The 20,939-nt window shown below is 72.0% G+C and carries 20 protein-coding genes; 10 read left to right on the forward strand and 10 right to left on the reverse strand.

Annotated elements, in window-relative coordinates; translation table 11 throughout:
- The first annotated feature begins 20 nt into the window (after positions 1 to 20).
- Positions 21 to 527: an RNA polymerase sigma factor gene (locus VMF51_RS23575; RefSeq protein ID WP_325476925.1), complete on the forward strand. Its 507-nt coding sequence runs from the start codon at positions 21 to 23 to the stop codon at positions 525 to 527.
- A complete protein-coding gene (locus VMF51_RS23580; RefSeq protein ID WP_325476926.1) occupies positions 520 to 1,308 on the forward strand; it encodes a hypothetical protein in 789 nt (262 codons plus the stop codon). The genes VMF51_RS23575 and VMF51_RS23580 overlap by 8 nt, the downstream gene beginning before the upstream one ends.
- Before the next feature lie 60 nt (positions 1,309 to 1,368).
- Here the strand turns inward: VMF51_RS23580 and sucD are convergent, their stop codons facing one another.
- Complete coding sequence (gene sucD, locus VMF51_RS23585) at positions 1,369 to 2,250, reverse strand: succinate--CoA ligase subunit alpha (RefSeq protein WP_325476927.1); 882 nt, start codon at positions 2,248 to 2,250, stop codon at positions 1,369 to 1,371.
- A gap of 19 nt (positions 2,251 to 2,269) precedes the next feature.
- Complete coding sequence (gene sucC, locus VMF51_RS23590; protein ID WP_325476928.1) at positions 2,270 to 3,436, reverse strand: ADP-forming succinate--CoA ligase subunit beta; 1,167 nt, start codon at positions 3,434 to 3,436, stop codon at positions 2,270 to 2,272.
- A 511-nt stretch (positions 3,437 to 3,947) separates the two neighbouring features.
- Here sucC and VMF51_RS23595 point away from each other — a divergent pair.
- A complete protein-coding gene (locus tag VMF51_RS23595; RefSeq protein ID WP_325476929.1) occupies positions 3,948 to 4,853 on the forward strand; it encodes a M23 family metallopeptidase in 906 nt (301 codons plus the stop codon).
- Between the two features lie 92 nt (positions 4,854 to 4,945).
- Here VMF51_RS23595 and pcrA read toward each other — a convergent pair whose 3' ends face one another.
- Complete coding sequence (pcrA, locus tag VMF51_RS23600) at positions 4,946 to 7,369, reverse strand: DNA helicase PcrA (protein WP_325476930.1); 2,424 nt, start codon at positions 7,367 to 7,369, stop codon at positions 4,946 to 4,948.
- A gap of 240 nt (positions 7,370 to 7,609) precedes the next feature.
- On the opposite strand from pcrA, the gene VMF51_RS23605 reads away from it, so the two are divergent.
- Positions 7,610 to 8,620: a type IV toxin-antitoxin system AbiEi family antitoxin domain-containing protein gene (locus tag VMF51_RS23605; RefSeq protein WP_325476931.1), complete on the forward strand. Its 1,011-nt coding sequence runs from the start codon at positions 7,610 to 7,612 to the stop codon at positions 8,618 to 8,620.
- An 83-nt stretch (positions 8,621 to 8,703) separates the two neighbouring features.
- Here the strand turns inward: VMF51_RS23605 and VMF51_RS23610 are convergent, their stop codons facing one another.
- The 4 genes from VMF51_RS23610 to VMF51_RS23625 are packed head-to-tail and all read right to left on the reverse strand — an operon-like array spanning position 8,704 to position 12,474.
- The gene (locus tag VMF51_RS23610) at positions 8,704 to 9,060 is read right to left on the reverse strand and encodes a hypothetical protein (RefSeq protein ID WP_325476932.1); all 357 of its coding nucleotides are present in this window, start codon (positions 9,058 to 9,060) and stop codon (positions 8,704 to 8,706) included.
- 24 nt (positions 9,061 to 9,084) lie between these two features.
- Positions 9,085 to 10,500: an APC family permease gene (locus VMF51_RS23615; protein WP_325476933.1), complete on the reverse strand. Its 1,416-nt coding sequence runs from the start codon at positions 10,498 to 10,500 to the stop codon at positions 9,085 to 9,087.
- Between the two features lie 37 nt (positions 10,501 to 10,537).
- Positions 10,538 to 11,194: a response regulator transcription factor gene (locus VMF51_RS23620; RefSeq protein ID WP_325476934.1), complete on the reverse strand. Its 657-nt coding sequence runs from the start codon at positions 11,192 to 11,194 to the stop codon at positions 10,538 to 10,540.
- Positions 11,191 to 12,474, reverse strand: a complete 1,284-nt coding sequence (locus VMF51_RS23625; protein ID WP_325476935.1) for a PspC domain-containing protein — start codon at positions 12,472 to 12,474, stop codon at positions 11,191 to 11,193. Before VMF51_RS23625 ends, VMF51_RS23620 begins: the two co-directional genes overlap by 4 nt.
- 167 nt (positions 12,475 to 12,641) lie before the next feature.
- On the opposite strand from VMF51_RS23625, the gene VMF51_RS23630 reads away from it, so the two are divergent.
- Positions 12,642 to 13,850, forward strand: a complete 1,209-nt coding sequence (locus tag VMF51_RS23630) for a PspC domain-containing protein (protein WP_325476936.1) — start codon at positions 12,642 to 12,644, stop codon at positions 13,848 to 13,850.
- Positions 13,847 to 14,182, forward strand: a complete 336-nt coding sequence (locus VMF51_RS23635) for a hypothetical protein (protein ID WP_325476937.1) — start codon at positions 13,847 to 13,849, stop codon at positions 14,180 to 14,182. The genes VMF51_RS23630 and VMF51_RS23635 overlap by 4 nt, the downstream gene beginning before the upstream one ends.
- Positions 14,183 to 14,195: 13 nt before the next feature.
- Here VMF51_RS23635 and VMF51_RS23640 read toward each other — a convergent pair whose 3' ends face one another.
- Positions 14,196 to 15,200 (reverse strand): glycerophosphodiester phosphodiesterase family protein, encoded by a 1,005-nt coding sequence (locus tag VMF51_RS23640; protein WP_325476938.1) that lies wholly within the window; start codon positions 15,198 to 15,200, stop codon positions 14,196 to 14,198.
- A 77-nt stretch (positions 15,201 to 15,277) separates the two neighbouring features.
- Between VMF51_RS23640 and VMF51_RS23645 the strand changes: the two genes are divergently transcribed.
- Positions 15,278 to 15,829: a YbaK/EbsC family protein gene (locus VMF51_RS23645; protein WP_325476939.1), complete on the forward strand. Its 552-nt coding sequence runs from the start codon at positions 15,278 to 15,280 to the stop codon at positions 15,827 to 15,829.
- A 13-nt stretch (positions 15,830 to 15,842) separates the two neighbouring features.
- The gene (locus VMF51_RS23650; RefSeq protein ID WP_325476940.1) at positions 15,843 to 16,316 is read left to right on the forward strand and encodes a DUF6328 family protein; all 474 of its coding nucleotides are present in this window, start codon (positions 15,843 to 15,845) and stop codon (positions 16,314 to 16,316) included.
- A gap of 57 nt (positions 16,317 to 16,373) precedes the next feature.
- Here VMF51_RS23650 and npdG read toward each other — a convergent pair whose 3' ends face one another.
- Positions 16,374 to 17,042, reverse strand: coding sequence for an NADPH-dependent F420 reductase (gene npdG, locus VMF51_RS23655; protein WP_325476941.1), 669 nt, complete (start codon positions 17,040 to 17,042; stop codon positions 16,374 to 16,376).
- A 146-nt stretch (positions 17,043 to 17,188) separates the two neighbouring features.
- On the opposite strand from npdG, the gene VMF51_RS23660 reads away from it, so the two are divergent.
- Positions 17,189 to 18,226 (forward strand): LLM class F420-dependent oxidoreductase, encoded by a 1,038-nt coding sequence (locus VMF51_RS23660; protein WP_325476942.1) that lies wholly within the window; start codon positions 17,189 to 17,191, stop codon positions 18,224 to 18,226.
- Positions 18,223 to 18,678 carry an NAD(+)--rifampin ADP-ribosyltransferase gene (arr, locus tag VMF51_RS23665; RefSeq protein WP_325476943.1) on the forward strand — a complete coding sequence of 152 codons (456 nt, stop codon included), beginning with the start codon at positions 18,223 to 18,225 and terminating at the stop codon, positions 18,676 to 18,678. The genes VMF51_RS23660 and arr overlap by 4 nt, the downstream gene beginning before the upstream one ends.
- 72 nt (positions 18,679 to 18,750) lie before the next feature.
- Here arr and VMF51_RS23670 read toward each other — a convergent pair whose 3' ends face one another.
- On the reverse strand, positions 18,751 to 20,895 hold the full coding sequence (locus VMF51_RS23670) for a fibronectin type III domain-containing protein (RefSeq protein WP_325476944.1): 2,145 nt from the start codon (positions 20,893 to 20,895) through the stop codon (positions 18,751 to 18,753).
- Positions 20,896 to 20,939 lie beyond the last annotated feature (44 nt).

A 20,939-nucleotide genomic window follows, 5' to 3' on the forward strand; every position in this document is an offset into this window, starting at 1 on the left:
ACCAGCAGACGGGAACGAGGATGGACGAACGCGAGTTCGACGACTTCTACACCGCGTCGTTCTCCCGCATCGTCGGCCAGCTCCACGCGATGATCGGGAGCCGCGACGAGGCTCAGGAATGCGTGCAGGAGGCGTTCGTGCGCGCCTGGGCGCACCGACGCAAGCTCGACCGGGCCGAGCACCCCGAGGCCTGGGTGCGGACCACGGCGTACCGCCTCGCGGTGAGCCGGTGGCGCCGTACCGTCCGGGCGCGCCGGCCCGAGGACCGGGCACTGGGCGCACGCACCGAGACCGCGCCGCCGAGCGAGAGCCACGTGGCCCTCGTGACGGCGCTGCGGCAGCTGCCCGAGGCCCAGCGCCAGGCGCTGGTGCTGCACCACATCGCGGACCTGTCCGTGCACGACGTCGCCCGCGAGGTCGGCGTCCCCGAAGGCACCATCAAGGCCCGGCTCAGCCGGGGCCGGGCGGCGCTCGCCGCGCTGCTCGCCGACGACGGAGGACTCCAGGAGGGAGCCAGCCATGCCTGATCTCGACGACGACCTCTTCGCCGGCTTCAAGAACGAAGGATCACCCGTGAACCCCCTGCCCGCCTCCGAGGTACGCCGCCGCGGCGACCGGATGCGGCGCCGCAACACCGCCCTGGCCACGGTCGGGGGTGTCGCCGCCGCCCTCGTCGTCATCGCGACGCCCATCGCCGTCGTCGCCGACCAGTCCTCCCCCGAGCAGCCCGATCCGCCGATCGCCACGCGTCCGGCCCCACCGGAATGGCTCCAGGAGATCCCCGGTGACCTGGACGTCGCCGCCGGCCTGGACGGGACCGAGACCACCGACGAGCCCGCGGTCGCCTCGATCGCGATCTGCGGCGAGACAGCGTTCGACGCGGGGGCCGGCACCGTGGACGTCGCCGGCGCGGCGTACGAGGAGACCGGCACCGAGCACTCGATCGGCCGCACCCTGGCGCTCTACCCGGACGACGCTGCGGCAGGCGCCGCCATGAACGATCTCCGGGACGCGACAGAGGCCTGCGACTCGGCTCCGTTCGGCACCGTCGGCGACACGGTGCGGTGGGAGCGCGTCGAGGGTGGCCTTCCCACCGACGAGTCCTTCGCGCTCACGCAGGGCTTCTACGGCGAGGGCGAGGACTATCCGACCCAGGCCGACTACTTCGTGGTGGCGCGCACCGGCAACGCGCTGCTGGTCACGTCCGCGACGGGCGTCGCTCCCAACGACCAGCAGGTCGGGCTGGAGCAGGACGCGGTCGCCGACCTGGTCGAGTCCATGCAGGTCTTCTCCCCCGGCACCGACTGAGCAACGAGGACGGCCCCCGGCGAGCGGTGCTCGCCGGGGGCCGTCGTCCGTGCTGGTGGATCAGAGGTTCTTCAGGATCTCCCGCATCAGCTCGGCGGTCTCGGACGGCGTCTTGCCGACCTTCACGCCGACGGCCTCGAGGGCCTCCTTCTTCGCCTGCGCGGTGCCGGACGAGCCCGACACGATCGCACCGGCGTGGCCCATCGTCTTGCCCTCGGGGGCCGTGAAGCCCGCGACGTAGCCGACGACCGGCTTGGTGATGTTGTCCTTGATGTACGCCGCGGCGCGCTCCTCGGCGTCGCCGCCGATCTCGCCGATCATCACGATCGCCTTGGTCTCGGGGTCCGCCTCGAAGGCGGCGAGGGCGTCGATGTGGGTGGTGCCGATGATCGGGTCACCGCCGATGCCGATGGCGGTCGAGAAGCCGAAGTCCCGCAGCTCGTACATCATCTGGTAGGTCAGCGTGCCGGACTTCGAGACCAGGCCGATGGGGCCCTTGCCCGCGATGGTGTGCGGGGTGATGCCGGCCAGCGACTCCTCCGGCGAGATGATGCCGGGGCAGTTCGGGCCGATCATCCGGGTCTTCTTGCCGTCGAGGTAGGCGAAGACCTCGGCGCTGTCCTGGACCGGGACGCCCTCGGTGATGACCACGAGCAGCGGGATCTCCGCGTCGATGGCCTCGATGCAGGCGTCCTTGGTGAAGGCTGGCGGCACGAAGGCGACCGACACGTCGGCACCGGTGGCCTCCATGGCCTCCTTGACGGTGCCGAAGACCGGCAGCTCCTTGCCGTTCAGCTCGACCGTGGTGCCGGCCTTGCGGGCGTTGACGCCACCGACGATGTTCGCGTCGGCCTGGAGCATCAGGTTGGTGTGCTTGGAGCCCATCCCACCCGTGATGCCCTGGACGATGATCTTGGAGTCCTTGTTGAGGTAGATCGTCATTGCTTCAGGTCTCCGTTTCTCAGACGTTCGCCAGCTCGGCGGCCTTGTCGGCCGCGCCATCCATCGTGTCGACCTGCGTCACGAGCGGGTGGTTCAGCTCGTTCAGGATCGCGCGACCGGCCTCGACGTTGTTGCCGTCGAGCCGGACGACCAGCGGCTTGGTCGCGCTGTCACCGAGGATCTCCAGGGCACCCTTGATGCCGTTGGCGACCTCGTCGCACGCCGTGATGCCGCCGAAGACGTTCACGAAGACGCTCTTGACCTGCGGGTCGTTGAGGATGACGTCGAGACCGTTCGCCATGACGGTGGCGTTGGCGCCGCCGCCGATGTCGAGGAAGTTCGCCGGCTTCACGCCGCCGTGGGCCTCGCCGGCGTACGCGACGACGTCCAGGGTCGACATGACCAGGCCCGCGCCGTTGCCGATGATGCCGACGGCACCGTCGAGCTTGACGTAGTTCAGGCCCAGGTCCTTGGCCTTGGCCTCGAGCGGGTCGGCCTCCTCGCGGATCTCGAAGTCCGCGTGGTGCGGGTGCCGGAACTCCGAGGCGTTCTCGTCGAGCGAGACCTTGCCGTCGAGGGCCTCCAGCTTGTCGCCCTCCAGGCGGGCCAGCGGGTTGACCTCGACCAGGGTGGCGTCCTCCTGGACGTACACCTGCCACAGCTTCTGGACCATCTCGATGGCCTGGTCGCGCAGCTCGGCGGGGAACTTCGCCTCGTCGACGATCGCGGCGGCCTTCTCGGGGGTGACCCCCTCCAGCGCGTTGATCGGGATCTGGCGGACGGCCTCGGGGTTGGTCTTGGCGACCTCCTCGATCTCGACGCCACCCTCGACCGAGGCGATGCACAGGTGCGAGCGGTTCGCGCGGTCGAGGAGGAAGGAGAAGTAGTACTCCTCCACCGGCGGGGTGGCCGGCGTGACCAGGACCCGGTTGACCGTGAGGCCCTTGATCTCCATCCCGAGGATGTTGGAGGCGTGCTCGAACGCGTCGTCGGCGGTCTTGGCGATCTTGACGCCACCGGCCTTGCCGCGACCGCCGGCCTTGACCTGCGCCTTGATGACCGTCACGCCACCGATCTCCTCGGCGGCGGCCTTGGCGGCCTCGGCGGTCTCGACGACGACGCCCAGCGTCGTTGCCACACCATGCTTGGCGAAGAGCTCCTTCGCCTGGTACTCCATCAGGTCCACTGATCCACCAGTCTCTAGTCGCGGATATCCCCCGGGACGATAGCCCTGTCATGTCCTCTCCGCTAAGGGTCGGACGGCCGACGTGATCGAGGACATACCCGCGGAAGGTGACCGCGTGGTGCCCGTCGTACACCTCCTCGCGGCCGGAGGCGCGAGGGCCGGTCCCGGCGGGATCGGGACGGTCCGGGATGAGTCGCACCACGTCGACGCCGTGACGGGCTCACGGCGACCCCGCGCTGACCTGCGAAAACGGCGAAAACGGCCCGCGGCCCCTCGCCGTTCCTCCACAATCCGACATGCGCCCGGTTTCAACCATCGGAGCCCATCCGTTACAGTCTGGGGCGCTTGTCAGACCTCGCCGAAACGAACCTCCGGAGCGACTTGATCCATGGGTAATCACCGAGCGGACCACCGCGGCTCACGCCGTGGACCCTCGGAGTCCCGATCGGAGACGCCCTCGACGTACGTCGGCCGGCGGATCGCAGGTCGACCCGAGGTCGCGCCGGCCGCCATGCCGGTGCTGCACGTCTCCGAGGCGATCGTCCTCCCGACGCCGCCCGCTCCGGCGGCGCAGTCGGACGCGACCACCTCGTTCAGCACCGACGCCACCGAGCGGCTCCCGCTCGTCGCGGCGCCCGGCAAGCGGAAGGCCGTCAAGCACGCCGGCAACCGCGGCCCCCTGTTCCGCGGGCTCCCGTCGGCGCCGGTCCTGGTCGGCATCGCCGCCCTCGCCGTCTCCGCGGGCGGCGCACTGATGGCCGGCGGCACCGGCATCGCCGACGCCGACGCCCCCCGGCTCAGCCAGGCCAGCGCCCTCAGCGGCGCGAGCGCCGGCTCCACGGTCAACCTGCTCAAGGACAAACGCCGCCAGGTCGTCAGCCGCGACTCGCGCCGCGACGCGCTCGAGGACGAGGCCCAGCAGGAGCTGAAGGCCGAGGTCGAGAAGCAGTACGAGATCCACACCGGCGAGCTGATGAACCTCGCCCAGAAGGCCGAGAAGCGCTCCGCGGTCATCGAGGAGAACCAGTGGGTCACCCCGCTGGACGGCTACCGGCTGACCGCCCGCTTCGGCGAGTACGGCCTCTGGTCGAGCTACCACACCGGCCTCGACTTCGCCGCGCCCACCGGCACCGAGATCCGCGCGATGGCCAATGGCGTCGTGACCGAGACCGGGTACGACGGGGCCTACGGCAACAAGACGGTCATCACCCTCGACGACGGCACCGAGCTGTGGTTCTGCCACCAGACCTCGATCGAGGTCTCGGCCGGCCAGACCGTGCGTGCCGGCGAGCGGATCGGCACCGTCGGCTCCACCGGCAACGTCACCGGCCCGCACCTCCACCTCGAGGTCCGGCCCGGCGCGGGCGACCCCGTCGACCCCTACAGCGCCATGGTCGTCAACGGCCTCCAGCCGTAACCCACCTCCCCGCCGAGTCGGCAGAAGTTACCCGCCGAGTCGGCAGAACTTGCGCGCCGAGTCGGCAGTAGTTGCCGCCGGCTCGACGTGATTCAGAGCTTCTCCACCGGCGCGTAGCGCAGCAGCAGCCGCTTGACGCCCTCGGTCCCGAAGTCGATCGACGCGACGGCCTTGTCCGCGGCGCCTTCGAGCGCGACGACGGTGCCGAGGCCGAAGGTGTCGTGGGAGACCCGGTCGCCCGGCTCCAGCGACGGCACCGCGCGGGCAGGCTTCGCCTTCGCGGCGGCATCGGCCCGGGCCGCGGCCGAGGAGAAGTTGCGACGGCCTGCGGCGGTCGGGCTGCCGAGCCGGGCCGGCGACCCGCTGGCCAGGTCGGGACGACCCCAGCGCGTCTGTGCGGCCTCCGTACGGCGCCAGTCGACCAGGTCGATCGGCAGCTCGTCGAGGAAGCGGGACGCGGGGTTGTGGGACGGCGCGCCCCAGGCGGAGCGTACGACGGCGCGCGAGATGTAGAGCCGCTCGCGGGCCCGGGTGACGCCGACGTACGCCAGGCGGCGCTCCTCCTCGAGCTCGGTCTGGTCGCCGAGCGACCGGGAGTGCGGGAAGACGCCGTCCTCCAGGCCGGTGAGGAAGACGACCGGGAACTCCAGACCCTTGGCCGTGTGCAGCGTCATCAGCGTGACGACGCCCTCGTCGGTCTCGGGGATCTGGTCGGTATCGGCCACCAGCGCGACCCGCTCCAGGAAGTCGTTGAGTCCGGGCGCGACCGTGCCGGCGTCGACGTCGGCGGGGTCGGCGGACGGGCCGGCGACCGGGTCGTCGCTGAACTCGCGCGCGACGGCGACGAGCTCGGCGAGGTTCTCCAGCCGGGTGGCGTCCTGGGGGTCGTCGGACTCCTCGAGCTCGGTGAGGTAGCCCGAGCGGGCGAGCACGGTCTCGAGGACGACGTCGGCGCGCTCCCCCGCCTCGACCATCGACTGCAGCTCCTCGACCAGCGCGACGAAGCCACGGATGTTGGTCAGCGACCGCGTGGCCAGCCCGGGCGCCTGGTCGGCCCGGCGCAGCGCCTCCCAGAAGGTGATCCGGTCGCGCTCGGCCAGCACGGACACACAGGCGACGGCGCGGTCGCCGATGCCGCGCTTGGGGGTGTTCAGGATCCGGCGCAGCGAGACCTGGTCGTCGGGATTGGCCAGCATCCGGAGGTACGCCAGGGCGTCGCGCACCTCGCGCCGCTCGTAGAAGCGCACCCCGCCGACCACCTTGTAGGGCTGGCCGGTGCGGATGAACACCTCCTCGAAGACCCGCGACTGGGCGTTGGTGCGGTAGAAGACCGCGACGTCGGCGGCCTTCGTGCCGGCATCGGACAGCTTGTCGATCTCGTCGGAGACGAACCGCGCCTCGTCGTGCTCGTCGTCGGCGACGTACCCGACGATCCGCTCGCCCTCGCCCGCGTCGGACCACAGACGCTTCTCCTTGCGCCCCTTGTTGTGGCCGATCACGGCGTTGGCGGCGGTCAGGATCGTCTGGGTGGAGCGGTAGTTCTGCTCCAGCAGGATCGAGGTGGCGTTCGGGAAGTCCTGCTCGAAGTCGAGGATGTTGCGGATGTTCGCGCCGCGGAAGGCGTAGATCGACTGGTCGGCGTCACCCACGACCATCAGCTCCGCGGGCTCGACCCGCTCGCCACCGCTGTGCTCGAGGTCGCCGGTCTCCTCCATCTGCTCGGCGCAGAGCTGGTGGATCAGGGCGTACTGGGCGTGGTTGGTGTCCTGGTACTCGTCGACCAGCACGTGCCGGAACCGCCGGCGGTAGACCTCGCGCACGTCGGGGAAGGCCTGGAACAGGTGGACCGTCGTCATGATCAGGTCGTCGAAGTCGAGGGCGTTGGCCTCGCGCAACCGCCGCTGGTAGAGCGTGTACGCCGCGGCGTACTGCTCCTCCAGCTTGTTCTGCGCGTCCTTGGTCGCCTCCTCGGCGTCGCGCAGCTCGTTCTTGTGGTTCGACACCCAGTGCAGCACCGGGCCGGGCTGGTAGCGCTTGGGGTCGAGGTCGAGATCCTTGAGCACCAGGGTCATCAGGCGCTTCTGGTCGGCGGCGTCGTAGATCGAGAAGCCGGACTTGTAGCCGAAGCGCTCGATCTCCTTGCGCAGGATCCGCACGCACGCGGAGTGGAACGTGCTGACCCACATGATCCGCGCGCGCTTGCCGACGAGGTCCTCGACGCGCTCCTTCATCTCGGCCGCGGCCTTGTTGGTGAAGGTGATGGCCAGGATCGAGCCCGGGTGGGCGCGCCGCTCCTGGATCAGCCACGCGATCCGCCGGGTCAGCACCCGGGTCTTGCCCGACCCCGCCCCCGCGACGACCAGCAGCGGCGCGCCCTCGTGGACCACGGCCGCCCGCTGGGGGTCGTTGAGCCCCTCGAGCAGCTCCTCGCGGGTCGGCCCGCGGCGGGTCGTGCGCGGCTCGGCGGGCGGCGCGTCGGTGAGGTGCTCGAAACCGGGAAGGGAGGGGGTGCTCATGCTGCGCCCAGCCTACGGTCCGGCGCCGACGGGCTGGGGGTCGGCGCTGCTGTAACGCGGTGTTCGGTGATCTGGTGCGGTGTTGCGACGCCGCACCAGGCCGGTGGACACCGCGTTACAGCCACAAGGCGACCGCCTGGATGGCCACCAGGCGCTCACAGCCGGCCCCGGTCCCGGCCCGTCCCCAGGGCATCGGGCGGAGCGGCGACGGGGCGGCGACCCTCGTTGAGCCTGACCGCTATGGACGACTTCTGGGGCAGGACCCTCTTCGCCGCCACGGGACTGGCGACGCGCCAGGCTGCGCGCGCGGCCGGGATGAGCGGCGAGGCCATCGACCGGATGGTGCGCAGCGGCAGTTGGGTGACCGTGCGCCGGGGCGTCTACGCCGCGCGGTCGTACGTCGACTCGCGTGGCACTCGCGACGAGCTCCAGCGGCTGTACGACGACGCGGCCTGCTTGCGGATCTCCCACCCGCACGTGCGCAGTCACGAGAGCGCGGCAGTCGTGCTCGGGATGCCGGTCCTGCTGCCGGGCCCCACCACGACCCATGTGACCCGTCGAGGCGTCCACGGCTCGCGACACGAGCATGGCGTGAAGCACCACAAGGCGCCGTTCCGCGAGGAGCAGGTGCGCGTGGTCGACGGCGTACGGGTGCTCGATCCGGCCCGCACGAGCCTCGACATCACGCGTGAGCACGGCATCGTACGAGGCATCGTGGCGATGGACTCCGCGTTGCGGCTCGGGACCCGGCGCAGCGACCTGTGGGCGGCGTTCGAGCACATGCGCTGTTGGCCGTTCAGTCGCGAGATCCGGGCGGCGATCGAGCTCTGCGACCCCGGATCGGACTCGGTCGCCGAGACGCTGGGCCGTCTCCTCGTGGCCCGGCTGGGCCGGGGCCAGCCGCAGACGCAGTTCGGACTCTCCTGCGACGGGCGGACCGCCTTCGCCGACCTCCGGATCGGTCGACACCTGATCGAGGTGGACGGGAGGGTGAAGTACCTGCGCGAGGACCCGTCCGACCGTCCGCCGGACGAGACCCTGTGGGAGGAGAAGAAGCGGCAGGACTGGCTGTGCGGGTTCAAGCTGGGGATGAGCCGACTGACCTGGGCCGACGTGTACGGCGCCGGCGAGGCCGCAGCACTGATCCGGCTCGAGCGGGAGGTGTCCGACACGGAGGCCCGCTTCGGCAGCGACATCAGCGACCTGGCGCCGTACCTCGTGCCCCGGCCACCGCGTCGGAGGCCGCTGTAACGCGGTGTTCGCCGATCTGGTGCGGTGTCGCGACACCGCACCAGTCACGTGGACACCGCGTTACAGCGGCGCCCGGCCGACGCTCAGGCGTGCGTGGGCGACCAGAAGACCGCGACGGCGACGTTCAGGACGCTGAGCGCGAGCAGGCCGACCCACAGGCCCTGGGGGATGCGCTCCTTGCGGAGGTTGACCATCACCAGGACCAGGATGACCAGGCCGATGACGGTCTTGACGGCGATCTTGGCGTGGTTGACGTCGCCGTCGCCGGCCTCGAGGACGCCGACGAGGGCGAGGCCGGCGACGAAGGCCGTGCCTGCGCCGTCGCGCATGGCGGCGTTGACCCGCTTCACGGGCTCCTTCGCCTGGGCGAGCAGGCCGCCGATCAGGGCCGCGAAGCCCAGGATGTGCACGAACAGCAGGATCAGGCGCAGGGTGTCCACGGGGCGAATCCTAGGGCGCGGCGGCTACCGCGTGACGGTCGGGTCACCGCGTACGGCGCCCTCGGGGCGGTCCTGGCGGCCGAAGAGGAACTCGATCACGAAGAGCACCACGCCGATGCCGATCAGGCCCGCGCACCACAGCAGCGACGCGGGGTCGTCGTACACGGTCCAGCCGAGGATCGCGACGTTGCCGACCAGGCCGACGAGCAGCAGCGGGGTGTTGGCCCGGTAGGTCCCCTCGTGCTCGTCCTGCCCGCGCAGCTTCAGCGTGGCGACGATGACCAGCGCGTAGATCGCGAGCAGGAACACCACGGTCACGGTCGCGAGGCGCCCGACCAGGTCGATGCCGCCCCCGGCCTCGGTGACTACCGTGCCGATCACCAGCAGCGTCGCGACGACGAGGGCGCTGAAGATCAGGCCGACCCAGGGGCTGCGGCGCGTGCGGTGCAGCTTGTTGAAGACACCGGGTACGACGTCCTCGTTGGCCATGCCGTAGAGGATGCGCGGCTGCGTGGTGACGACGACCAGCGCGGTGTTGGTGATCGCGATCATCGCGATCACGGCGAACACGTTGGCCATGAACCCCGTCGACAACGGCAGGATGCCCGTCTCGATGACCTCGAGCAGCGGAGCCGGCGACGTCGCCAGCGTGCCCGGGTCGACGGTCAGCGCCGCCGACACCGACACCAGCACGTAGACGATGCCCGCCACGATCATGCCGCCGACCAGCGAGCGCGGGAAGGAGCGGTGCGGGTCGACCGTCTCCTCGGCGACGTTCGCGGTGTTCTCGAAGCCGGTCATCGCGAAGAACGACAGGGAGACGCCCGCGAGGATCGCCAGCACCGGGTTGCCGTCGGTGGCGAACTCGGTGAGCGTGCCGAAGTGGGCGCTGCCCTCGCCGATGTAGAGGATCGCGCAGAGCATGATGATCGCCAGGCCCGCGATCTCGACGAAGGTCATCAGCATGTTCACGACCACCGACTGGGTGATGCCGATGAAGTTGACCACCGTCAGGACGGCGAGGAAGGCCAGCACCACGAGCAGCGTGGGCGGCGAGGGGAACAGCTCGGCGAAGTACGTCGCGAAGCCGCTGGCGAGCGACCCGGCGGCGGCGAAGCTCGCCGAGAGGAACGAGATCGTGACGAGGAACGTCAGGGCCTTGCTGCCGAACGCCTTATTGACGTAGAGTGCCGCGCCCGCGGCCTTCGGGTACTTCGTCGCCAGCTCGGCGTACGCGCTGCCGGTGATGGCGGCGACCGTGATGCCGACCGCGAAGGCGATCCAGAACGCGCCTCCGACCGCGGCGGCGACCAGCCCGATGAGCACGTAGATGCCCGACCCGAGGACGTCGCCGAGGGTGTAGAAGAACAGCTGCGGACCGGTGATGGAGCGCTTGAGCCCGGACTCGCTCTCGGCCTCACGATCGGTGGTGGCGGTCATGGCCTCCGGGGGTACCCGACGCCACCGCGAGGGAAACTCAGAGCAGGCGGCGGTCCGAGGCCCAGCGGCTGAGCTCGTGGCGCGAGGAGAGCTGCAGCTTGCGCAGCACGCTCGACATGTGGGTCTCGACGGTCTTGATGGAGATGAACAGCTCCTTGGCCACCTCCTTGTAGGCGTAGCCGCGGGCGATCAGCCGCATGACCTCCCGCTCCCGCTCGGTGAGCCGGTCGAGGTCCTCATCGACGGCCGCGACCTCGATGGAGCCCGCGAAGGCGTCGAGCACGAAGCCGGCCAGCCGCGGCGAGAACACCGCGTCGCCGTCGGCCACGCGGCGGATCGCGGAGACCAGCTCCGGGCCGGTGATGGTCTTGGTGACGTAGCCCCGGGCGCCGCCGCGGATCGTGCCGATGACGTCCTCGGCGGCGTCGGACACGCTGAGCGCGAGGTAGCGGGTCTCGGGCGACTGGCCGCGCCGCATCACCTCGACCCCGCCGCCGCCCGGCAGGTGCACGTCGAGGAGTACGACGTCGGGCCGGTGCGCGGCGACCGCGGCGACCGCCTCGTCGACGTCGGCCGCCTCGGCCAGCACCTCGACCTCGCCGGCGCCGGCGGCCGCCAGCTCGGCGGTCACCCCGCGCCGGAACATGGCGTGGTCGTCGACGACGACGACGCGGACGGCACGGGGGCTGTTCATGGGCTCTCCTCCTGGAGGTCGGTGCGGGACAGGTGCAGGCGCACCTCGGTGCCCTCGCCGGGCGAGGTCCGGATCTCCGCGCTGCCACCGTGGCGGCGCATCCGGTCGACGATGCTGTTGCGGACGCCGTAGCGGTCGGCCGCGACCTCGTCCAGGTCGAAGCCGACGCCACGGTCGCGCACGAAGACGTCGACGGCGCCGGACGTGATCTCGGCGTACACGTCGACCTGCCCGGTGCCGGCGTGCTTGGCGGCGTTGGTGACGGCCTCGCGGGCCGCCGCGACGACCGGCCGCAGCGGCTCGGTGAGGTCGCAGTCGCCGACGGCGACCACGTCGACGGAGATCCCGTGGGCGTCCTCCACCTCGGCTGCGGCGCCGCGGAGCGCGCTCGCGACGGTCGACTCGTCGGCCGACTCGCCCTGGTAGAGCCAGGCCCGCAGATCGCGCTCCTGGGCGCGGGCGAGCCGGGCCACCGTGGCGCTGTCGTGCGAGCTCTTCTGGATCAGGGCGAGGGTCTGCAGCACCGAGTCGTGGAGGTGGGCGGCGACGTCGGCCCGCTCCTGCGAGCGCACCCGCTCCTCGCGTTCGGCGCTGAGGTCGGAGGCCAGTCCGAAGACCCACGGGCCGACCACGATCGCGATCCCGATCAGCACCAGCCCGCCGGCGAGCAGGCCCGCGCGGGCGTCGCTCGGGGACGCGCCCTCGAAACCCACGATGAACACGGCCGAGACGACCAGGAGCGCCCCCGCCACGACCCGGGCGTACGACGCCCAGCCGCCGCTGCCGAACACGATCCGGACCGGGTCGATCCGGCCGGTCTGGTCGACCCAGCGCTCCCGCTGCGCCTCGTCGGCCTGCCGCCACAGCAGGGCGAGACCCACGAGCCCGAAGAACGCCGGCCAGAAGAGCGCTCCCCCACCGAACGTGGCCTGCAGCGCGAGCACCGCGCCGAGGCCGAGCGCGGCGAGCGCCAGCGCGGGCCCGACGTCGCCGAGCCGGCGCAGCCGACCGGGCCGCCGGCCGCCACGGGTGGCACTGGCCAGCCCGGGCGGGCTGTCGTCGAACCGGGTGTCGCTGGGCAGGAGGTGCCAGAAGGCGGCGTACAGCGCGACGCCGAAGCCGCCGAGCAGCGCGAGGAGGAGGAAGGCGGCACGCACCCACAGCGACGGGACGCCGAGATGCCGGGCGATGCCCGACGCGACGCCCCCGAGGATCGAGTCCTGGGAGTCGCGGTAGGCCTTCCGGGGCTCGTACGGCGTGGGTGTCGTGGCGGCGCTCATCTCCCGGCAATCGTCACACAGCCGCCGGACCCGGACCATGAGGATCGACCCCGAGAGACCCCCGATGCGGACCCCGGTCCGGTCCCGGCCCGACCAGGGGTCCGGGTGCGGCAGGATCAGGGTCGTCCCCGATGGTTCTGGAGCGCCTCCGCGGCGAGGGTTGAGACATGACGACGACACCACCCGACGCAGCACCGGGTCCCGGTCCCGACGAGGGTCCGCGGGCCACGCGCGAGGAGATCCGCGACCTCGGCCGGCTGCGCCGCTCCACCACCGACCGCAAGATCGCCGGGGTCGCCGGTGGTCTCGGTCGGCATCTCGACATCGACCCGCTCCTGCTGCGCGTGACGCTCGTGGTGCTGGTCTTCTTCGGCGGCGCCGGCCTGCTGATCTACGGCGCCTGCTGGCTCCTGGTCCCCGAGGACGACGGCACCGAGGCGACGATCACCCTCGACGACCGCAACCGCACGGTGGCGCTCGTGATCGTCGGCGGTCTCGCGGCGCTGGCGCTGGTCGGCGACTCCTGGGGGTTCATCGGCTTCCCGTGGCCGATCGCCATCATCGGCCTGATCGCGCTCTACGTGCTCTCCCGCAACAAGCCCAAGCCGGTCGCGCCGTACGACGGCGCACCGGTGCCGAACGAGCCGGTCACGGCGACGGAGCCCACCTCGCCCGTCGCTCCCGCCTGGGTCCCGGGCGCTCCGCCGTACGCCGCCCCGCCCCCCGGCTACGTCCCCCCGGTCGCCTACGTGCGGCCGGTCCAGCGCGACCCGCGCCGCCGCGGCCCGCTGCTGTTCTGGTTCACCGTCGCGCTCGTGGCCCTGCTCGAGGGAGTGCTCGGCATCGCCGACCTCGCGGGCGCCCCCGTGGCCGACGCGGCGTACCCGGCCCTCGCCCTGGCGACCATCGGCGCGATGCTCGTGGTCGGTGCCTCCTACGGACGGGCCGGCGGCCTGATCCTGCTGGGGCTGATCGCGGCCGTGGCGACCGCCGGCGCCACGGCGGCCGACCGGTGGGACGGTGAGGCCACGACCGAGCGGCCGGTGCTCGCGGCCGACCTCGACGAGAGCTACAGCTTCGGCGCGGGCGAGCTGGTGATCGACCTGACCGACGTCCAGGACCTGGAGAACCTCGACGGACGCACCCTCGATCTCGAGGTGAACGTCGGCCGGATCGAGGTGATCGTGCCCGAGGGTCTCGCGGTCGACGCGCAGGCGACCGTGGACGGCCCCGGGGCGATCGACCTGTTCGGCGAGCGGCGCGACGGCATCTCCACCAGCTCCAGCGAGTTCCACGACCCCGGCCTCGGCGACCACCCCGAGCTCACCATCACGGCCGACATGGACTTCGGCGAGATCGAGATGAGGACCCGATGAGCGAGCACCCGACCGGTCGCCTGAACAGCGGCCGCCACCCCGTCAACATCGGCCATCTCGTGATGGGCATGGCCTTCCTCGGCCTGGTCGCGGTCTGGGCGATCGTCCAGAGCGACGCTGTCGCCGACGAGCACATCCGCTGGCTGCTGCCGCTGCCGTGGGTGCTCGCCGGCGGCGCCGGCCTCGTGGCCAGCGTGCTCGCCGGTCGCCGGAACCACGAGCGACAGGTCGGCTGGGTCCAGCCGGAGCCCGTCGAGCCGTACCAGCCCTTCCCGTCCTACGAGACCACGGAGCCCGCGTCCCGACCGGACCCGGACGAGCCGCTGCGGTGAGGTGGGGCCGCCGTCACGCGGCGGCGGCCACCGTGCGGAGCGCCAGGTCGGGGTGGTCGGTGATCAGCCCGTCGACGCCGGCGTCCAGGAACGCCCGGGCGTACCCGCCCAGGTCGCCGAGACCGGCCGGGTCCGGACCGATCCGGAAGTCCGCCGGCAGGTAGTGGTTCTCCGCCCGCAGGGTCCACACGTGGACGTCCAGCCAGCGCCGGTGGGCATCGCGGACCAGCCGGGTCGGGGCGTCCAGCGTCCCCTCGGCGGTCCGGGGCAGCACCAGCTCCTGGTGCACGCCCAGCCCGTCGGCGTACTCCTCGATGGCGTCCAGGGCCGCGGCGTCGACCGGGTCGCCGACGTCGAGCAGCTGCACCAGCGGCACCCGCGTCCGCGGCGCCAGCCGGCGCAGGACCACCGCGTCGAACGACATCAGCGTCACGCCCGACCGGGCGTGGTCCAGGCCGTGCCGGCGCAGGGCGGCCAGCAGCGGCTCGTCGACCGGCAGGCCCACCCCGTCGAAGTACGCCGTGCTCTTCAGCTCCAGCAGGACGCCGACGGCGCGCCCGCGGCGTACCGACTCGGTGGCGACCAGCGCCAGCACCTCGTCGAGCGTGGGGACGCCCTCGCGGCCGTCGTGCAGGGTGTTGCCGGGTCGCAGGCCCGGCCGGCGCTCGCGGGTGGTGAGGGTGCGGACCTCCGCCAGCGTCAGGTCCTCGCTGAACCACCCGGTGACGGTCTCGCCGTCGACCACCTTGGTGGTGCGCCGGTGGGCGAGCTCGGGCCGCGCCACCACGTCGGTGGTCAGGCCGAGCTCGTTCTCGTGCCGCGCCAGCAGGACGCCGTCGGCGGTCGGCACCAGGTCGAGCTCGATGGCGTCGGCGCCCATCCGGATCGCCGTGCGGTAGGCGTCGAGGGTGTGCTCCGGGCGGTAGCCGCTGGCCCCGCGGTGGGCCACCACGGCCGGGGTGACGGCGAGGCGGGCGGTGTGCGACCGGGAGGTCGGACCGGCGGTCAGGACGCTCACACACCATGGATCGCAGGTCCGGGCGTCCCGGCGGTGGCCCGGCCGTGGCGCCCAGGTGAATGCCACATGATGGGGCCATGACCCTCCCCTCGCTCGGCGGGCTGACCTCGCTGCCCGTCCTCGACCACCTCCACCTGCTCGCGCCCCCGGTGGCCGCCGCACTGAAGCCCTGGGAGCACACCGGCGAGATCGCCGTCGTGGCCATCGACCCCGACCTCGCCGACACCGCCGCGATGAGCGCGGCCTACGACCTCCCGCTGGACACCGGCGCCAACTGCGTCGTGGTCGCCGGCAGGCGGGACGGCACGGAGCGGGTCGCCGCGTGCGTCGTCCGGGCCGACACCCGCGCCGACGTGAACACCCTGGTCAAGCGGACCCTCGACGTGCGCAAGTGCTCGTTCCTGTCGATGGACCGGGCGGTCGAGGAGTCCGGGATGGAGTACGGCGGCATCACGCCCGTCGGCCTTCCCGGGGAGTGGCGGGTGCTGGTCGACAGCCGGGTGCTCGACATCGAGGTGGCGGTGCTCGGCTCCGGCGTACGCCGCTCCAAGCTGCTCGTGCCCGGCCGGCTCCTCGCCCGCCTGCCCGGCGCGGAGGTCGTCGACGGTCTCGGGGTACCGGTGGGGTGACCTGGGAGGTGCGATGGAGCACGACGCCCACACCGACCGCCACGAGACCCGTGCGGAGCAGCAGGACCGCAAGTGGGAGGACCTGCTCCAGGAGCTGCGCGTCATGCAGACCGGCGCCCAGCTGACGGCCGGCTTCCTGCTGACCCTGCCGTTCCAGGAGACCTTCTGGGAGCGGCTCAACCGGGGCCAGGAGGTCTTCTACCTGGCCCTCGTCGTGCTGGCCGGCCTGACCACGGTCCTGGTGATGACCCCCGTCGCGATCCACCGTCGGCTCTCGGGCGGGCACGTCAAGGAGCGGGTGGTCGCCTCGGCGCACCGGCTGATGACCGCCGTGCTGACCTGCCTCGCGCTGCTGGTCGTCGGCATCACCACGTTCATCTTCGACGTGGTGGTCAGCCTGGAGGCCGCGCTCGTCACGGGCGCGGCGATGGGCGCGGTGATCGTGGCGCTGCTGCTCGTCGTACCGGGGATCCTCGGCCGGGACTGACAGGGTCGTGCCCCCGAGCGCGCGCCGGAGCGCCCGCTCTGGGGCACGACCCGGGGATCAGAGGCCGGAGATCCGGATGCCGGAGTTCACCTTGTACTTGCGGTTGATCGAGATGAGCACCGCGGTGAACGGCTCCAGCTGGCGGGCCAGGCGCAGCTTGCCGGCGTCGATGCCGACCCGGCTGGTGACGGCGGCGGCGAGCTCCATCGCGACCTGCTTGGCCTCGACGACGTCGCCGACGACGAGGACGTCCTCGTCGAGGTAGTCGTGGTCGCCCCACAGGTGGACCGCGGAGACGTTGTGGAACGCGCCCACGACGGTGGCCTCGGGGGCGATCCGCTGGGCCGACTCGGCCGCGGACCCCTCGCCGCCGTCGACGACCCGGCCGTGCGCGCCGCGCTTGTCGAAGGCGAGCGGGTTCACGCAGGAGATCACGGTCTTGCCGGCCAGCGGCAGGGTGGCGACCAGCTCGTCGTGGCCGTCGTACGGCACCGCGAGGAGGACGACGTCGGCCGCGGCGACGGCGTCGTTGTTGGCCATCCCGCTCACCGTCCCGGCACCCTCGACACCCGCGAGCCGCTCGGTGACCTCGGCGGCGACCGGCTCGGCCTTCTCGGCGGCCCGGGAGCCCAGGATGACCGAGTGCCCGTGCTTGGCGAACCGGTAGCCCAGCCCCTTGCCCTGCGGTCCGGTGCCGCCGATCACGGCGATGCGGTACGTCGTCAACGTGTGCTCCTCCACTTGTCCACGGGGCCGTGCGACCCCGCCCGATCATGTCACTGCGCGCCCCCGCCGCAGCGTGGCGTAGGCCACGTTCCGCGCCCTGATACCGTGACATCTTCACTGTCACGGTCCGATCCGAAGGTGTGAACATGAAGCTCTCGACCCCCCTGATGTACGCCGGCAACCCGCGCGAGTCCGCCGACCAGGTGGTCGCCCTGGAGAAGGCCGGGCTGGACACGGTGTGGGTGGCGGAGGCGTACGGCTTCGACTCCCCCACGCTGATGGGCTACCTCGCCGCCAAGACCGAGACGGTCGAGATCGCCGCCGGCATCCTCAACGTCTTCTCGCGTACGCCGGGCGCGCTGCTGCAGACCGCCGCCGGCCTCGACAACGTCTCGGGCGGCCGGGCCGTGATCGGTCTCGGCGCTTCGGGACCCCAGGTGATCGAGGGCTTCCACGGCCTGCCCTACGAGCGCCCGCTGGGGCGCACCCGCGAGGTCGTCGACATCCTGCGCCAGGGCCTGCGCCGCGAGACGCTGGTCCATTCCGGCCGCAACTTCACCCTCCCCCTGCCGCCCGACCAGGGCCTGGGCCTCGGCAAGCCGCTGAAGCTGCTCACCAAGCCGGAGCGCAAGGAGGTCCCGATCTGGATCGCCGCGCTCGGCGACAAGAACGTCGAGATGACCGCCGAGGTCGCCGACGGCTGGCTCCCCCACCTGTTCCACCCGGAGAAGGCCAAGGACGTCTGGGGCGACGCACTGGCCCGCGGCGCGGCGAAGCGCTCCGCGGACCTCGGCCCGCTGGAGATCAGCGCCGGGGGCATGGTCGCGATCGGCGAGGGGCCGGAGACGAAGGCGCTGCTCGACTTCGCGCGGCCGACGTACGCCCTGTACGTCGGGGGGATGGGCGCGCGCGGCAAGAACTTCTACTTCGACGTCGCCTGCCAGTACGGCTACGAGAAGGAGGCCCAGGAGATCCAGGACCTCTACCTCGGCGGCAACAAGCGCGACGCCGAGGCCAAGGTGCCGCTGGAGTGGCTCGAGGCGGGCAACCTCGTCGGACCGAGGTCGTACGTCGAGGAGCGGATCGCCGCCTTCCGCCAGGCCGGGGTCACCAACCTCTCCCTCGTCCCGGCCTCCGCCGACCCGGCCGCCACCGTCGCCCAGATCAAGGAGATGGTGTCGTGACCGACGCCGGCGACGGGCCGGTCACCTTCGACCGCTACGAGCACGTCGCCGGGCCGTTCTTCCACGGCACCAAGGCCGCCGTCGCGATCGGCGAAGAGCTGGTACCCGGCTTCGGCTCGAACTTCCAGGACGGCCGGGTCTCGAACAACATCTACTTCACCGCGGTGCTCGAGACCGCCGTCTGGGGTGCCGAGCTCGCGACCAGCCTCGCCGGCCTCGACGAGCGCGGGCACGTCTACGTCGTCGAGCCCCTCGGCCCCTTCGAGGACGACCCGAACGTCACGGACAAGCGGTTCCCGGGCAACCCCACGAGGTCGTACCGCACCCCGCACCCGTTGCGCGTCGTCGGCGAGGTCGAGGACTGGGAGGGTCACTCCCCCGAGGTGCTCGGCGCGATGCTCGACAGCCTGGCCCGCCTGCGCGAGCAGGGCCTGGACGTCATCGAGGACTGACCCCACGGCCGAGGCGGCCCCGGGCGGATGCCCGGGACCGCCTCGCCGTTGGTGCAGGTCGTACGCCGTCGCTCAGCCCAGCACGATGTAGTCGGACGTGAACTGGTTCCCGGCGATGCCGGGTCCGGCCGCCGTGATCGCCCGGACCTCAATCGTCCGGTCCTGCGTGCAGCCGCCGACCTGGCAGGCGGGCTCCCTGAGGGAGCCGTACACCGAGCCGTTCCCGTAGTCCATGACGATCGACACCGGCCACCAGGACCCGCCGTCGAGCCGCGCCTCGTAGCTGAGAGCACCGGGGACGGTGTCGAAGAAGACGTCCGTCGTGTACTGGTTCATGAAGTAGTAGGACTCCGACCGGTACGTCCGCGGTGCGGGCTGGGAAAGCACCAGCTCGTTGCTGGTCGCGGCGCCCGACTCCCCGACGGCGTTGACGGCGCGGACCTGGTAGACGTGCGTGCCCCAGTCCTGGCCGGTCAGCCGGATGGCGCCGTCGACCCGCTCCTCGGACACCCAGGCGCCGTCGTCCACCCGGACCTCGTAGCCCGTGATCGCCGAGCCGCCGTCGAACGCCGGCGCCTCGAACGCCAGCGTGACGACGTTGCCGATCGCGGTGGCGACCAGCGCGGTCGGGGCGTCCGGCACGGTGACCGGGGTGCGCAGGTGCGAGCCAGAGCCCGCCCCCGGGCCGCGCTCGTTCAGGGCGCGGACCCGGAACTCGTAGGCGTGGCCGTAGGTCAGGTCGTCCAGGGTCGCGGTGTACGACGAGCCGCTGCCGGGGGTGTAGACGAACGGGTTCCAGCTGGCCCCGCCGTCGGTGCTCAGCTCGTACGACGTGATCGCCAGGCCGCCGTCGAAGGCCGGAGCGGTGAAGGAGAGAGCGACCGAGTTGCCGGTCAGCACCGGGCCGGTGAGCGCCGGAGCACCCGGCACCGTCGCGACGAGGGCCGAGCCGGTCGCGGCCGGGCCGGCGCCGTACGCGTTGCGGGCGCGCACGTGCACCCGGTACGTCTCGCCATTGGTCAGGTCGTGATGGGTCACGGTCCACGGAGCGTCTCCGCTCTTGGCGACGGGCGCCCAGTTGCCGCCGTCGTCGTACGACACCTCGTAGGCGTGGACGGAGAAGCCGCCGTCGACCTCCGGGGCGGAGAAGGAGAAGGTGAGGGTCCCGTCGCCGCCGGTCACCGTCAGGCCGGTGGGCGCCGAGGGACGGCCGTAGGCCATGGCGGAGAGCTGGTTGGAGGGCTGCCCGGCCCCGACCTTGTTCACCGCGCGGACGCGCAGGTCGAACTCAGACCCGACAGGCAGGTCGGCGAGGATGCCGAAGATCCAGCCGGTCTCGTCGACCATCCCCCGGGTCAGGTGCCCCGGGTCGTGCCGGGCGACGACCGGCGTCCAGGCGCCGCCGGTGGACACCTCGTAGCGGATGATCGGCGACCCGCCGTCACTGGCCGGCGCGGTGTAGGCGTAGGTGATCGTCTCGTCGCCGCCGTCGGCGTACCGCAGGACGGGAGCGCCGGGCGTCTTGGGCTGCTGCTCCTGGGGCCGCGTGCCCGTCATCTGGACGACGACGCGGCGGTTGAGGCGCCGGTCGCCCGGAGTGCCACCGACGACCGCCGGGTGGCGCGGGCCATAGCTGATCGTCGAGACCTTCAGGCCCGGGTTGGTGCGGGCGAGCCGGGCGCAGACCGTCGCCGCGCGCTGGCGCGACAGCGCCTTCGCCTGGGCCCGGGTGTGCGACCCGGTGTAGTCGGCGTAGCCCTCGCACCGCACGCGCGCGGCGTTCGTCAGCGACCCGGCGAGCCGGGTGACCTGCGCCGACGCCGAGCGGGTCAGCTTCGCGGAACCGCCGGTGAACAGGCCGGCGCCGTCGAGGGTCACCGCCTGGCCCCGGCTCAGCTGGTGCCCGAAGGCGTACCGCATCGGGACGGCGAGCGCACCGGCCCGGGTGCGGTAGACCGCGCGGGTCTCGCGGGCCTTCCCGCGGTACGCCGCGGGCTTGCGCGGCACCTTGATCTGGGCCTTGCGCTGGGCGGGGGTCCGCGGGTCGACGAACCACGCCGCCGTCGACGTACGCGCCACGACGCTCGCGGTGGTGCCCGGCGCGGCCGGCTCGGACGCGGACGCCGCGGGCGCGAGGACCCCCGACAGCACGGCGGTCACCCCGGAGAACGCGACGGCCGCCAGGGCCGTCCTCGGGCGGACAAGGGAGAGATGCATGACTGAACCTTCAGGTAGAGAGCATGACGAGGCGGCCACCCGAG

Origin of the sequence: Nocardioides sp. (genome assembly GCF_035503875.1) — a bacterium.
Taxonomy (GTDB): domain Bacteria; phylum Actinomycetota; class Actinomycetes; order Propionibacteriales; family Nocardioidaceae; genus Nocardioides.